Origin of the sequence: Pseudomonas sp. BCA17 (genome assembly GCF_004519405.1) — a bacterium.
Lineage (GTDB): Bacteria > Pseudomonadota > Gammaproteobacteria > Pseudomonadales > Pseudomonadaceae > Aquipseudomonas.
In genome coordinates, this window is record NZ_SGWI01000006.1 from 293,422 (window position 1) to 307,983 (window position 14,562).

Genomic DNA, 14,562 nt, shown 5'->3' on the forward strand with positions numbered 1-14,562 from the left:
TAAAAGGATCACGCCTGGGCGCGTTGGCCGGTCACGGCGTTATCGGCGGACACTGTTTCCAGCGTGCGGCCACGGGTTTCGGGCAGGCACAGCGCGGCGATCACCGCGACGCCGTAGGCAATCCCGGCATCAATGCCGATGGCCGAGCCGAGGGACATGGAATCGCTCATATGCCCCACCAGGAAGGGAAACACCGCCGACAACACGCGCCCGAAGTTATAGCAAAAGCCCACCCCGGCACCGCGTACATCCGCCGGGTACAGCTCGTTGAACAATGCCCCGAGGCTGGCCGGGATACCGGCGGCAAAAAAGCCCAGCGGGAAGCCGAGGAACAGCATCTGCGTATTGGTCAACGGCAGGAATACATAGGCCTGCACGGTGATCACGCAGCACAGCGCGAACAGCACGATATTCTTGCGCCGGCCGATGCGGTCGATCAGCCACCCGCTCGCGATGCAGCCGCACCAGAAGGCAAAGATGATCACCGCCAGGTAGCCGCCGGAGTTGAGTACCGACAGGTTGCGCTCGGTCTTGAGGAAGGTCGGCAGCCAGGTCATGACCGCGTGGTAACCGCCGTGGGCACCCAGACCCAACAGGCCGCCGAACAACGTGACGCGAATCAGCTCAGGGCGAAAGATGCCGGCCAGCGACTTGAAGAAACTCGGCGCAATCGCCTGCTCTTTTTGCAGGCGCTTGAAGCTGTCGGGTTCTTCAACGTTGCGCCGCACCCAGATAATCAGGAACGACGGCAGCAGGCCCACCACAAACATCACGCGCCAGGCCATGTCCTGCGGCACGAACGAATAGATCAGCGCAAACACCCCGACCGCCGCGCCCCAGCCCACGGCCCAGGCGCTCTGCACGGTGCCCATGACCTTACCGCGGTACTTCGGGTTGATGGTCTCGGCCATCAATACCGCACCCGCCGCCCACTCACCGCCAATACCGAAGCCTTGCAGCGCCTTGACGACCAGCAACTGGTGAAAGCCCGTGACGAACGCTGACAAAAAGGTGAAGAACGAGAACCACAGGATCATCCACTGCAAGGTACGCACCCGCCCATAACGGTCGGACAACGTACCGCCGACCCAGCCACCGATGGCCGAGGTCACCAGCGTGACGCCGCTGATCAAACCAGCATCGCCCTTGGTCAAGGCGAAGGCGGCGATGAGTGCCGGGATCGCCAGGCCGAACATCTGTACTTCCAGCGCGTCGAGGGACCATCCACCGAAGCAGGCCCAGAACGTTTTGCGCTCCCGAGGAGTGACTTGGCGATACCAACTGAACATGATTTTTATCCTTATAGGTCAAACGCGAGGCAGCCGGGCGCGAACCGTGCCGCAGCCGGGCCAGTGTTGGGCAAACAGTTAAAGGTGCGGGTGTCGGGTCAGCGAATGTCCACGCGGTAGCGGAAGTGCTCGGCGTGCCCGCGGGATCGTCGCCACTCCAGAGGTTGGCCCGCGTAATCGCGGGCGAGACGCTCGATCACCACCACCGGGCTGTTGACCGGCACCTGCAGCAGTCGCGCGTACACCGCGTTGACCGATTCGGCGGTCAGGGTTTCCTCGGCCGAGGCCACCACCTGCCCACAGACGCTTTCATACACCGGATAAAGCAACGGGCCTTGCTGCGACAAATCGATATCCAGCAACGCCTGGAAGCGCGTGCGCGGTAGCCAGATCTCTTCGGCCAGCAGCGGCTGCACGTCAAACAAACGGGTACGCAGGATGCGGATCACCTGGGCTTCGGGAGCCAGGCCCAGCGCCTCGCTGACCGCCGACGGTGCGGCCAGGGACTCGACGGTGATGATGCGGCTTTCCGGTACCTGACGCTCGCCCGACGGGCCTTGGAAACGGAAGAAACGAAACAGGGAAGACTGGAATTGCGGGCGGCGCACAAAGGTGCCGCGGCCCTGTTGGCGCTCAAGAATGCCTTCGCTCACCAATGCGTCCACGGCCTTGCGCACCGTGCCAGTGGAAAGTTCGTACTCGGCGGACAGCACGGCTTCAGTGGGAATCGCTTCGCCGGGGCGCCAGCGATTATTGGCGATCTGCTCGACCAAGTGGTCGCGCAGACGTTGGTAGAGCGGCAGACGGGCATCGCTGGACAACGTATTCATCAGGCCACATTCACTTTGTTATTTAGTCATATATATGAATATGGCGCGAGTATTTGTCCGCTGGGTGACGCCTGTCAAGCGCGCCACCGCACGTGGAGGATGAATGGTCGTTACGGCGCCGAGCGTTGCTGCTGCACCCACGCCTGTACGGAAGGCCGCTGCCACTGGCGCTGCGCGTATTCCACCAGCTCGGCGGGCACGCTGTCACCGTTGAGAATCAGGCGATTGAGCATCACCGCCAGGTCCACATCCGCGATCGACCACTCGCCGAACAGATAGGCCGGGTTGCCCGCCAACAGCGCCTGGGCTGCGCTGATCAGTTTGCGCGCCGCCGCTTCGGCGACGGGGGACAATGGCGACATCTTGTGCCCGTAGAACACCACCATCGTCGAACGCTCCTGGCGGATCGGCAGCAGGTCACTGCGCAACCACGCCTGCACCTGGCGCGCCCTCGCCCGCTGTTTGGGATCAACGGGGTAGACCGGCGTTTCGGGGTAAGCCTCTTCCAGGTACTCAGTGATTGCCGAAGACTCCGACAACGCAAAATCGCCTTCCACCAGGGTCGGCACACGCTGGGTCAGGGACAGTTGGGTGAAGTCGGCGGCCTGGTTCTGCGCGGCGTCCAAATCCAGGGTGACGGTGTCGAACGCCAGGCCTTTTTCCCGCAGGGTGACGAACACCGACATCGCGTAGGGGCTGGTATACAAATGATCCACATACAGGCGCAACGGACGCTGGCTCATAACGATTCTCCATGAAGGGAGCACCACGCTACGAGATGTGCGGCGAGAAAGACAATGCGCTGTTTTTATGGGGCCATTCCTCCACGGAATACCGGTTAACCGGCAAAGCCGCCTTTGTCCAAAAAGGCGCGTTCTTCATCCGTGGTCTCTCGGGCCAACAGCGCATTACGATGAGGAAAACGCCCGAACCGTTCGATAATCTCGGCGTGCTCTTTGGCCCAATAATACGTATTGGCATCCAACTGCTGATTCAGGATCAAGGAACGCTGCTGATCCGCCGGGTCTTCGGAATGCTCCAATGGCAGGTAGCAGAATGCACGCAATGCCAGCTCGATGTGCTGATCCAAGCCGGCGTCCAGCATGCGCTTCGCGTACAACCGCGCCAGTGGGTCGGTGGCGAACATATGCGCAGTGCCGCGAAAAGCATTGCGCGGGTATTGATCCAGCAGAATCAGCAAGGCGAGCGCGCCCTCCGCCGATTCCAGCCAGCCTTCCAACTCGCGGCGGGCGGCCTGCATATGGGTCTCGTGGAAGCGCTCGCGAAAGGCTGCGTCAAACGCATCGTCCTTGGCGAACCAGCGCTTGGGCCCGGCGTTTTTCCAGAACTCAACGACCGCTTCAGCCGGCTGCATATGCGTGCTCATCACTTCTCTCCCTGGCAAACCTACAGATTTCATTGGTTGACCCTAACAGCAAAGATACGTCGTGCAACGCAAAAAAGCCGACCGCGACGCCTCGAGCGTCGTGGTCGGCCTTTAAGCCAAGGCGCTCAGGTCACGCCAGCTCAGCCCGCAGTTGACGCGCCGCAGTGACCATATGAATCAACGCTGCTTCGGTCTCCGGCCAGCCGCGGGTTTTCAGGCCGCAATCAGGGTTGACCCACAGGCGCTCGGCGGGAATCCGCCTGGCGGCCTTGCGCAGCAGGTTAGCCATTTCCGAGGCATCCGGCACCCGTGGCGAGTGGATATCGTAGACGCCCGGGCCGATTTCGTTCGGGTAAGCGAAGGCTTCGAAGGCGTCCAGCAACTCCATGTCCGAGCGCGAGGTTTCGATGGTGATCACGTCGGCATCCATGGCGGCAATGGACTCGATCACATCGTTGAACTCGCTGTAGCACATGTGGGTGTGGATCTGGGTTTCGTCACGCACACCGCTGGCGCACAGGCGGAACACTTCAGTGGCCCAATCCAGGTAGTGCTGCCACTGCGCCTGGCGCAACGGCAAGCCTTCACGGAAGGCGGCTTCGTCGATTTGTACGATCTTGATGCCGGCCGCTTCCAGGTCCAGCACTTCGTCGCGAATGGCCAGGGCCAGTTGGCGGGCCTGAACTTCGCGGCTCACGTCTTCGCGCGGGAATGACCACATCAGCATGGTCACCGGGCCCGTCAACATGCCCTTCATCACCTTGCTGGTGAGGCCCTGGGCGTAGCGGATCCACTCCACGGTCATGGCCTTCGGGCGACTCAGGTCACCGAAGATCACCGCCGGTTTCACGCAGCGCGAGCCGTAGCTCTGCACCCAGCCAAAGCGGGTGAATACGTAGCCATCCAACTGTTCGGCGAAGTACTCGACCATGTCGTTGCGTTCGGCTTCACCGTGTACCAGCACGTCCAGCCCGAGGTTTTCCTGGACTTCCACGGCGTGTTTGATTTCGCTGTGCATGGCCTCGACGTATTCGGCTTCACTCAACTTGCCGGCCTTGTACGACTGGCGCGCCAGGCGGATCGAAGCGGTTTGCGGAAACGAACCGATGGTGGTGGTCGGAAACAGCGGCAGGTTCAGGCCGGCGCGTTGTTTCTCGATACGCTGGGCAAACAACGACTGGCGCCGGCTGTCATTGGCGGTGATGGCCGCCACACGAGCCTGCACAGCGGGTTTGTGAATGCGCGGCGATGCCGCACGGGCCGCTTGCACGGCGCGGCTTTCGGCCAATGCCGCCAGTACGCCAGGTGCTTCAGGCTGGTCAACCGCTTGAGCCAGTACGGCCACTTCAGCGCACTTCTGTGCGGCAAAGGCCAGCCAGCTTTTCAACTCGGCATCCAATTTGTCTTCACGGCCCACATCAACCGGGCTGTGCAACAACGAGCAGGACGGCGCAACCCACAGGCGGTCCCCCAACCGCTCATGAGCGTGCTTCAAGGTCGCCAGCGCACTTTCCAAGTCACAGCGCCAGACGTTACGGCCATTGACTACACCCAGGGACAACACCTTATAAGCCGGCAAGCGGTCGAGGATGGTCGGGTACTGTTCGGGCGCACGCACCAGGTCGATATGCAGGCCGTCGACCGGCAGGTTGGCGGCCAGGCCCAGGTTCTCTTCCAGGCCACCGAAGTAGGTCGCCACGAGTTTTTTCAGCGGGTCGCGCTGGATCAGGTTGTAGGCGCGCTCAAAGGCGTTTTTCCATGCCTGCGGCAGGTCGAGCACCAGGATCGGCTCGTCGATCTGTACCCACTCAACCCCCTGCTCGGCCAGGCGCTGGAAGATCTGGCCATACAGCGGCAGCAGGCGGTCGAGCAGCTCGAGTTTGTCGAAGTCGCCGCCCTTGGCCTTGCCCAGCCAGAGGTAAGTCAGTGGGCCGATCACCACCGGCTTGACGTTGTGGCCCAGGTCGCGGGCTTCCTGCACTTCTTCGAACAGTTGGTCCCAACCCAGGTGGAATTGCTGGTCAGCACTGAATTCGGGGACGAGATAGTGGTAGTTGGTGTCGAACCACTTGGTCATCTCCTGGGCATGGGCGCCGCCACAGCAGCTGTCACTCACGCCACGGGCCATGCCGAACAGGGTTTGCAGAGTGGCTTTGCCATCGGCTGGGCGGAACCGCTCCGGGATCACACCGAACATCAGCGAGTGGGTCAGCACCTGGTCGTACCAGGCGAAGTCGCCGGCGGGCAGCAATTCGATACCGGCCTGCTGTTGCAATGCCCAGTGGGCCTGGCGCAGCTCCTGGCCAACAGCGCGCAGGCCGGCTTCGTCAAGCTCGCCCTTCCAGAACGCTTCCTGCGCTTTTTTCAGTTCACGATCGCGTCCAATGCGCGGAAAACCCAAGGAATGAGCGACTGCCATGACCTACAACTCCAATGCCGTTATTTATGGCAGGCATTGTCGGCAAACAGCGATAGTGAGACAAACTCATATTATTCCAGATGATCACAAGATTTACTCATGTTGCGACCGCATGGCTATAGAACGCCTGGAACATGAAATAGGCGCATACCGCCAGCGCCACGCCCATGCAGCGATTGAACAGCGTGAATGCCGACGAGCCATTGATCCGCCGCCCCAACAAAGCCCCGAGCGCCGCGTAAATCCAAGGCGCGCCGAATGCGCCAAAGGCGAGCGCGGCTGAAACGACGGCAATCGACATTCCGGTGATATGCGCCGCCGGCAGCATCACGCTGGTGATAGGCAATACCGCCATGATGCCCTTGGGGTTGAGCAGCTGGATCACCAGGCCATTCCAGAAGGTCAGGGTTCTGGCCGGTGCCGATGAAACGGCTTCATCCACCACCGTGCGCGCCGTGAACACCTGATAAGCGAGGTACAGGGTGTACACACCGCCCACCAGGGAAATGTACGGCAACGCCGCGTGGGAAATGATCGCTTCGCCGGTGTAGCCAAACAGCACGAACAACACCAGCATCGCGCAGCCCACACCCGCGAAGAACCCGGTAGAGCGCCGGAACTGGCCGGTGAGCCCGGCGTTGAGGCCCATGAAATTGACCGGGCCGGGGCTGTACATGACGCTGAAGGCGTAGAGGAAGATGTCCATGGGGAACCTGCAGTAGAGAGCATGCAGCGAGTCTACGGCGGCAGGTGGGAATGGCTCTTGTACGTTTGTGGTCGGCATGCACCACTGGCAGTGAGCGGGTTTGCCCCGCTCACTGCCACGAACCCGCACAGCTTGGTGCGGTGTGAAGCCTTACATCAATGGAATCGAATAGCTCACAAACAACCGGTTCTGATCCTGGTCCCTGGCCACGTCACTGCGTGATACACCGTTACGCCAGCCGAACCCGACGTTCTTGAATGTGCCGCTCTGCACCACGTAATCCAGGGAAATATCCCGCTCCCACTCGCTGGCATCGTTGCCGCTGGCAGTGAGGATATGGTCACCCTTCAAGTACATGACCGAGGCCTTCAAGCCCGGCACACCCAGCGCGGCAAAGTCATAGGCATATTGCGCAAACGCCGTACGCTCGCCCGCCTGGATGAATGTCTGCACGGTGCGGTCGGTGTAGAGGTACAAACTGGAACCGCCCTCCCCTTTATTCACCAGGCCACCCTGGTTGAGTTGGGCAAAGTTGCTATCGTCTGACACCTGCTGGTAACCGGCGGTGATCGCGTGCGGGCCCAGGGAATAGATGAACGCCGCACTCCAGGTGTTGTTGTCGATTTCACCGCTGCCGTTTTTGGTATAGCCGCCGAACTTGTAGCCCTCGGCACGGCCGGCGGCGCTGCTGTTCTTGCCGTCGGACGTGGTCTTGAAGTAGCGCAGGTCCGTCTTCAACGAGCCATAGTCGCCCAGCGGCAACACATGGATAAGCCCGGCGAAGTGCTGCTGGTAATAGTCTTCGAGGTTGGCGTAGTAGTACTGGACCATCAGGTCCTTGGTCACTTGGTAGTCGGCACCGGCATAGTTGAATTTGTTACTTTCCCGGGTGCCGCCCGCCGCTGCCAGGCCGCTGCGGTCGCTGGAGCCCCGGCCGGTGGTGTGTTGCAGTTGACCGCCGACGAGGGTCAGGTTGTCGATGTCCTTGCTGGTGATTTGCCCGCCTTCGAAGGACTGCGGCAACAGGCGACCATCGTTACTGACCAGGATCGGCAGGTTTGGGCGCAGGTAACCGTAGCGCGCTTCGGTCTTGGCAAAACGCGCCTTGGCCGTCGCACCACCACGCGCCCAGTTGTCGGCGGCCTTGCCGTCATCGTTGGGGATCATTGAGCTGCCGACGTGACGGCCGGCGCCACTGTCGAGGGTCACACCGAGCATGCCGACCGCATCCAGGCCAAAGCCGACCGTGCCGTCGGTAAAGCCCGACTGGTAGTTGAGGATAAACGCCTGGCCCCATTCTTCGGTCTTCGACGGCGCGGCAGTTCCGCTACGGTTGTCGTTGTTGAAGTAGAAGTTGCGCAAGCCCAGGTTGGCCTTGCTGTCACTCAAGAAGTCAGCCGAGGCCAAGGGGCTCAGGGCCAGACCGAGGCCGCCGGTCAATACGCTTAATACATTCAAAGTGGCTTTCATCAGGACGAACTCCGGCGCGGAATCCAAGTTCCGGGCACAAAAAACAGGCAGCAGGATGCACACGACCACACGGGAAGTTGGCCGGTGCGCTAACGAACGTTTAGTGCTTAGTTGAGCGAGTTAACCTCCGTAAAACCTCAGTCAATCAATCCATGGGCGTCATAGAACGGATACGGTCCCGGGTATTCACCGAACACGCCGTTATGGCTGATCAAACCCTGTTGCGCATCCCAGCGATGCAACAGGTAACCCGCCGGCTCCAGGTTGAAATGCGCAGGCGCGGCGTCTTGCAAGTCCAGCACGATCTGGTGGGATGTGCCGGGGCATACACAACTGAGGCTGCCGCCGAAACGCCGCTGCATCGGACGATGCAAATGCCCGCACAACAGGCGTTCCACTTGCCGGTGGCGCGCGACAAGTTGCTCCAGGGCGGCGGCGTTGATGAAGGGTTCACGGTCCATATGGCCGATGCCGCTGATAAACGGCGGATGATGCAGGATCAGCAACGTCGGCGCGTCGGGGCGTAACGACAACTGTGCGTCGAGCCATTGCAACTGACTGTCCAGCAACTGGCCGCCATGGCCACCGGGAATCGTGGAGTCAAGCCCGATCAAACGCAGCGGGTGCTCATCCACCACCCAGTCCAACGGGCCGTCCGCCGTCTCCGGCAGGTAGGCGTGGTCGCGGAACGCGTCCAGCAGCGGCCCACGGCAATCATGATTGCCGGGCACCAGGTAGCACGGCATGTGCAGGCGCGCGAGTTCGGGGCGCAGCACGGCGTACTCATCGGCGCGACCGAAGTCCACCAGGTCGCCGCTGACCACCACGATATCGGGCCGTGGGTGACTGGCATTCAAGTGGTCGACGGCGCGGCGAAGCGCGCACAGGGTATCGACCACGCCGTAGGTGAGGCGCTGGCCGGCTTTGAGGTGCAGGTCGCTGATCTGCGCGACTAGAAACGGACGATTCAAAATAAGTTCTCAAGCATTCAGGGTGAACAACATGTGCGGCGCGATCGCCAGGGCAATCGGCGCGCCAACGGCATACAGCTGGTTATCGCTGCTGTCGACCAGCAGCGGTTGCGGGCCGCCTACTTCCACCAGCAGGCGGCTTTGCGCGCCTTGGAAAAACTGCGCCACCACGTGGCCGTGCAAGTGCCCTTCCCCCTCCATCACCCGCAGGTGTTCGGGGCGGCAGTACACCGTGGCGGGCTGGTCGGCCGCTTGCCATGGCAGTTCACCGCCGCACACCTTGAGGCCGTGAGGCGATTGCTCAAGCACCGAGAAGGCGTTGAGATTGCCGACAAACCCGGCGACGAAGGCGTTGGCCGGTTTCTGGTAGATGTCGCGAGGGCTGGCCAATTGAGCGACGCGGCCGTGCTCCATCACCAGAATGCGGTCGCCCAGGGCCATCGCTTCACCCTGATCATGGGTGACGAATACGCTGGTGATACCGAGGCCACGCAGCAGCTCATTCAGTTCACTGCGCAGGCGCTCACGCAATTGCGCGTCGAGTGCAGCCAATGGTTCATCCAGCAGCAGCACCTTCGGGCGGGGTGCCAGGGCGCGGGCCAGTGCCACGCGCTGGCGCTGACCGCCCGAGAGTTCGTGGATGCTGCGTTTACCGTGGTGCTGCAAACCCACCAACTCCAGCAGCTCCTCGCAGCGCTTGTTGCGTTCGGGCGCCGACATGCCACGAATCTTCAAGCCGTAGACGATATTGCCGGCCACATCCAGGTTGGGAAACAGCGCATAGTTCTGGAACACCATGCCCACATCGCGACGCTCGATGGGCAGGCGCGTGACATCCCGGTCACCAAAAAACACCTGGCCCACATCCGGGCGCTCCAGCCCGGCGATCAGGCGCAGCGTGGTGGTCTTGCCACAGCCCGAAGGCCCGAGGATCGCCAGGGTTTCGCCGCCCTCGACGGTCAGGTTCAAGTCATGCACGGCCACGGTGCCGTCGGCAAACGCCTTGCGACAGCCTTGCAGGCCAATAGTGATAGCGGTCATCGACGCTCTCCACGGGACAAACGAGCGCTGATGGCCTGCAACGCAATCAACAGCGGCACGATCATCAGCAAAAAGATAAGGGTGTAGGCGCTGGCAATTTCCAGGCGCGCCGAGGCGTAGCTGTCGGCCAGGCCCACGGGCAAGGTCTTGGTCATCGGGGTGTGGAGCATCCAGGTCAGGTTGAACTCACCCAGGGACAGGGTGACCACCATCAACACACCCGCCAGAATCCCCGCCCGGCAATTGGGTACCAGCACGCTGAAAAAACGCTTGAACGGCCCCGCGCCAAGGCTGGCGGCGGCCTCCTCCAGCACCGGCAGTTGCTGGCGCTGCATCACCGCCATCACCGGGCGTACCAGGAACGGCAAGGTGAACAGCACGTGGCCGACCAAAATGAACAACCAGCTGCTGCGAAAGCGGCCAAACTCGCCGTAGGTCAGCAGCAAGGCCAATGCACTGGCCAACCCCGGCATGGCCACCGGCAGCACCATCAGCTCTTCAAAGGCGCGGCTGAAGCGGTTGTTCATGCGCACCAGTGCGTAGGCCGCGGGTACGCCAATTACGCAGACAGCTACCGCGCAGGCCAGGGCCAGTTGCAGCGACAGCCACACCGTGGGCGAATAGGCCTGCCACACCTGGACCAACCAATCGAAAGTCAGGCCACTGGACAGGCCCACGAAGAAATTGCGAGTCAGACCTGCCAGCAACGACATCAGCACCGGCACCAGCATGAAGGCGCACACCAGCAGGGTGAACAGCAGTTGCAGCACAAACAGCGATGAACGCTTCACAGCACAGTCCCCGAGTTTTTCACCAGGCGTCGCGTGAGCAGCAACACCGCCCAGGTCACCGCGCCGAGCACCACCGACAGCGCAGCGGCGACGGCGAAGTTGGCGTAGTTGGTAAATACGTTGTAGATCGCCACCGGGGTGACATTGAGTCGTGTGCCCAAGGTGAAAGCCGTACCGAAAGCGCCCATGGACGTGGCGAAACAGATCGCCCCACAGGACGCCAACGCGGGCGCCAGGCCAGGTACGATCACATCGCACACCACGCGCCAATGCCCGGCGCCCAGCGAGTGCGCCGCTTCTTCCAGGCTGCGGTCGAGGCTTTCGCACGCAGCCATCACGGTAAGGATCACGCGTGGGATCGAGAAGTACAGGTAGCCCACGAACAGCCCCGCCAACGAGTAGGCAAAAATCCAACGCTCACCGGCCAGTTGCAGGCCCAGGGCCGCGAACAGCCCCTGGCGCCCGGCCAACAGGATTACCAGGAAACCCACGACCACGCCGGGAAACGCCAACGGAAAGGTGAGCAACGCGACCAGCGCCGAACGCCCGAAGAATTGCTGGCGGGCCAGGAATACGCCGCTGATGCCACCGATCACCAGCGCGGCCCCTGTCACCACCACCGCCAGGACCAGGGTTTGGCCAAGGCTTCCCAGATACTGCGCACTGCTGAGCACCTGCCAGTAACCGCTGCCGTTGCTGTCACGGCTCTCGGCGCCGAGCACTATCAAGTGCGCCAGCGGCAGCAGCCAGAACGCGAGCAGTACCGCGAAGGCAGGCGCGAGGGCCCAGGTCGTATGTTTCGCCGTCACTTACTTGACCTCGTTCAAATAACGGGCGGCGAAGGCTTCCTGCACAGCGGCCATTTTTTCATAGTCCACCACCCCGGCACGGGCATAGTCGCTGTCGGGCAGGAACTGCGCGGCGACATCGGCGGGCATTTTCATCGCACGCACCGGGCGCAGGTAAGCCTTGGCCCAGAGTGCCTGGCCTTCGTCCGACAGCACAAAATCGAGGACCTTTTCGGCATTGGCACGGTGCGGTGCGTTGGCGACCAGGCTCATGACATAGGGCACGCTGATGCTGCCTTCCTGGGGAATCACGAAAGCGACATTGGCCTTGTCCTTGTAGCGGGCGCGGTAGGCGTTGAAGTCGTAGTCCACCAGGATCGGCAGCTCGCCGGACAACACCCGCGCATAGGCGGTCTGCTTGGGCACGATGGGGGCGTTTTTCGCCAGTTTCTGGAAGTAGTCGATGGCCGGGGCGAAGTTGTCCAGGTCGCCGCCCATGGCGCGGTTGATCGCGACAGCCGATACGTAGCCGACAAAAGCGCTGGAAGGGTCGAGGTAACCGACCATGCCTTTGTATTGCGGCTTGAGCAGGTCGGCCCAGCTTTGCGGGACCGGCAGGCCACCGAGTGCATCGACGTTGACCATGATGCCCAAGGTGCCGGAGTGGATCGCGAACCAGTGACCGGCCGGGTCCTTGAGACCCGCTGGGATCTGGTCCCAGGCCTTGGGTTTGTAGGTGTCGACCACGTTGGCTTTTAGCGCCTGCAGGCCGAATGTCACGCCGTAGTACACAACGTCAGCCACCGGCGCGGCTTTTTCGGCCACCAGTTGCGCCAGGGACTGCCCGGAGTTCTTGTTGTCCAGCGGCACCTGTACACCGGTGCTGGCGGCGATGGCTTGGAGCTGGGTGCCCCAATCGGCCCAGTCCGGCGGGCAGTTGTAGCAAATCGCGGTGTCGGCGGCCTGGGCCAGGCTGGCGGTGCCGAACAGCAGCACGGCGGCCAGGGTTTTACGCAGTGTGCGCATCAAGGATCTCCTCATGGGGTTGAGTGCTTTCGCCCGGCCGGATATGGCAAGGCAGGCAATGGGACGTCGGGGCAAGGCCTGCAATCTGCGCCAACAATTGGTCGATCACGGTGCTGGCCAGCAGCGCGATGGGCTGCACCACGCTGCACAGGGTCGGGTGCATCTGGGTGCCGAGGGCAATGCCGTCAAAGCCCATGACCGACAACTGCCCGGGCACATTCCAGGCATTGCGGCGTAGCTCGGCGATCAGGCTGATGGCCAGGAAGTCGTTGGAACACACCAGTGCGCTGGGCGCATCTGCGCCTTGCAGAAACGGCGCGATGGCCGCGAATTCAGCCTGGGTATGGGCCGGCATTTCGATCACCGGGCGGCTGTCCAGGCCGTACTCCTTCATCGCGTCGCAATAACCGGCATAACGCAAGCGAGCGCGGTCCGACTGCAACGCGGGGCCGGCGACCATGCTGATGCGTCGGTGGCCGGCATCGAGCAAATAGCGGGTGGCCATGGCCATGCCCGCGCGGTTGTCCACCGACACCGCGCTGTAATTGGGATTGCCCGGCTGGTGGTAGGCCAGCACGAACGGGGTTTTCTCGGTATTCAGGCTGCTGAGCACCACGTTGCTTTCGGCATCGGTGACGGTCAGTACCAGGCCGTCGACGCGCTGGCGCAACAGCTCTTCCACCACAATGCTTTCACGTTCGCTGCTGTAATCGGTGGTCGCCAACAACAGGCTGTAACCGCGCAGCCGCGCCGCACGCTCCATGGCCTGGAACTGTTCGGCGAACACCGGGTTGAGCAGGTTGGGCACCACCACGCCGATCAGTTGGGTGGTTTGCAGGCGCAGTTGGCGGCCCAGCCGATTGGGGCGAAACCCCAGCTCGCGGGCGGCGGCGAACACCTGTTCACGGGTGGCCGGCCGCACTTGGTCGGGAGAAGCAAAAGTGCGCGCGGCAGTCGCACGTGATACGCCAGCCAGCCTTGCTACGTCTTTCAGGTCAGTCATTGTCACTCGCTTGAGATCGATCTCATTGGCGAGGACAGTAACGGGGGAATATGGCAGGAAGGTGGTGGGCAGATGACGGTTTTATGGCAACGATTGCAGGGCGTTGCGCAGCAATCCCTCATCAAGCGCCAGCTTGATAATGTCTTTTGCAGGCACGTTGACCCAATCTGTTGCGTCAGGCACTCCCGTTATCGCCAGCCATCGCCCGACCATCTGATAACCCAGCGCATACCCCAGCCACCTGGGCTTGTCTCCCGTGCCAAAAAACCATGCACTGTGATCGTAGTAAGTCGCTTCAAGCTCACCCAGGCTTATCGGCGCGGCTTGCAGGGTTTCAAGGTCATGCGCCCGCTCCCATGGCTCCGGCTCGCTGCCCAGCACGTGCCGTACAAACTGCCCGGCCAGCCCTTCGCTGATCAGCGCTTCACCCAGCGTCCACCCGTACCCTGGCCCCGCCATGCGCAGGCAATGATGCACCTCGTGAACGATATGCCGATGCACGGCCCCGTCTTTGAGGCTCGCGGCAAAATTCGGATTGTCGGGGTCCAGGGTCAGGGAGAACATCGTGCTGCGATACGCCCGCCCGACCAAGCCGAGTTCGGCGAGGGTTTCACCGGGCAATCGCTGAATAAGCACATCCAGTCGTGGCGGCGGCATCCAGCGGGCAATCGCGCGGTAGGCCACCTCGAACTCTTCATTCAATACCTGGTGAAATGCTGCCAGAGAGCCAGATGCCTCCAGCCAGTGCAACGTCCATGCATCCATCATGACCTCCCGTCGATAACGCCAGGACCACTTGTCCAGGCGGACCATGATAGCGATAGACGGTCATACAACCAGC

14 protein-coding genes are annotated in these 14,562 nt (G+C 62.0%); all 14 read right to left on the minus strand.

Features of this window, described 5'->3' with window-relative positions; translation table 11 throughout:
* Positions 1-8: 8 nt before the first annotated feature.
* The 14 genes from EXW71_RS22100 to EXW71_RS22165 all read right to left on the minus strand — a co-directional run bounded on the left by EXW71_RS22100 (position 9) and on the right by EXW71_RS22165 (position 14,486).
* Complete coding sequence (locus EXW71_RS22100) at positions 9-1,289, minus strand: MFS transporter (RefSeq protein ID WP_123718114.1); 1,281 nt, start codon at positions 1,287-1,289, stop codon at positions 9-11.
* Positions 1,290-1,387: 98 nt separating this feature from the next.
* Positions 1,388-2,119 carry a GntR family transcriptional regulator gene (locus EXW71_RS22105; RefSeq protein ID WP_123718113.1) on the minus strand — a complete coding sequence of 244 codons (732 nt, stop codon included), beginning with the start codon at positions 2,117-2,119 and terminating at the stop codon, positions 1,388-1,390.
* Between the two features lie 110 nt (positions 2,120-2,229).
* Entirely contained in the window at positions 2,230-2,862 is a 633-nt protein-coding gene (gene yfcF, locus EXW71_RS22110) for a glutathione transferase (protein ID WP_134660887.1), read from the minus strand.
* Positions 2,863-2,957: 95 nt separating this feature from the next.
* Entirely contained in the window at positions 2,958-3,506 is a 549-nt protein-coding gene (locus EXW71_RS22115) for a DUF924 family protein (RefSeq protein WP_134660888.1), read from the minus strand.
* Positions 3,507-3,636: 130 nt separating this feature from the next.
* The gene (gene metE, locus EXW71_RS22120) at positions 3,637-5,925 is read right to left on the minus strand and encodes a 5-methyltetrahydropteroyltriglutamate--homocysteine S-methyltransferase (protein WP_134660889.1); all 2,289 of its coding nucleotides are present in this window, start codon (positions 5,923-5,925) and stop codon (positions 3,637-3,639) included.
* Positions 5,926-6,022: 97 nt separating this feature from the next.
* Positions 6,023-6,631: a LysE family translocator gene (locus EXW71_RS22125; protein ID WP_134660890.1), complete on the minus strand. Its 609-nt coding sequence runs from the start codon at positions 6,629-6,631 to the stop codon at positions 6,023-6,025.
* A 150-nt stretch (positions 6,632-6,781) separates the two neighbouring features.
* Complete coding sequence (locus EXW71_RS22130) at positions 6,782-8,101, minus strand: OprD family porin (RefSeq protein WP_134660891.1); 1,320 nt, start codon at positions 8,099-8,101, stop codon at positions 6,782-6,784.
* Positions 8,102-8,238: 137 nt separating this feature from the next.
* The gene (locus EXW71_RS22135) at positions 8,239-9,072 is read right to left on the minus strand and encodes a phosphodiesterase (protein WP_134660892.1); all 834 of its coding nucleotides are present in this window, start codon (positions 9,070-9,072) and stop codon (positions 8,239-8,241) included.
* A 9-nt stretch (positions 9,073-9,081) separates the two neighbouring features.
* Positions 9,082-10,113, minus strand: a complete 1,032-nt coding sequence (locus EXW71_RS22140) for an ABC transporter ATP-binding protein (protein ID WP_134660893.1) — start codon at positions 10,111-10,113, stop codon at positions 9,082-9,084.
* A complete protein-coding gene (locus EXW71_RS22145; RefSeq protein WP_134660894.1) occupies positions 10,110-10,904 on the minus strand; it encodes an ABC transporter permease in 795 nt (264 codons plus the stop codon). Before EXW71_RS22145 ends, EXW71_RS22140 begins: the two co-directional genes overlap by 4 nt.
* Positions 10,901-11,713 carry an iron ABC transporter permease gene (locus EXW71_RS22150; protein ID WP_123718104.1) on the minus strand — a complete coding sequence of 271 codons (813 nt, stop codon included), beginning with the start codon at positions 11,711-11,713 and terminating at the stop codon, positions 10,901-10,903. Before EXW71_RS22150 ends, EXW71_RS22145 begins: the two co-directional genes overlap by 4 nt.
* On the minus strand, positions 11,714-12,718 hold the full coding sequence (locus EXW71_RS22155) for an ABC transporter substrate-binding protein (protein ID WP_134660895.1): 1,005 nt from the start codon (positions 12,716-12,718) through the stop codon (positions 11,714-11,716).
* Complete coding sequence (locus EXW71_RS22160) at positions 12,702-13,721, minus strand: LacI family DNA-binding transcriptional regulator (protein ID WP_134660896.1); 1,020 nt, start codon at positions 13,719-13,721, stop codon at positions 12,702-12,704. Before EXW71_RS22160 ends, EXW71_RS22155 begins: the two co-directional genes overlap by 17 nt.
* Before the next feature lie 81 nt (positions 13,722-13,802).
* Entirely contained in the window at positions 13,803-14,486 is a 684-nt protein-coding gene (locus tag EXW71_RS22165) for a DUF2268 domain-containing putative Zn-dependent protease (protein ID WP_134660897.1), read from the minus strand.
* Between the last annotated feature and the right edge of the window lie 76 nt (positions 14,487-14,562).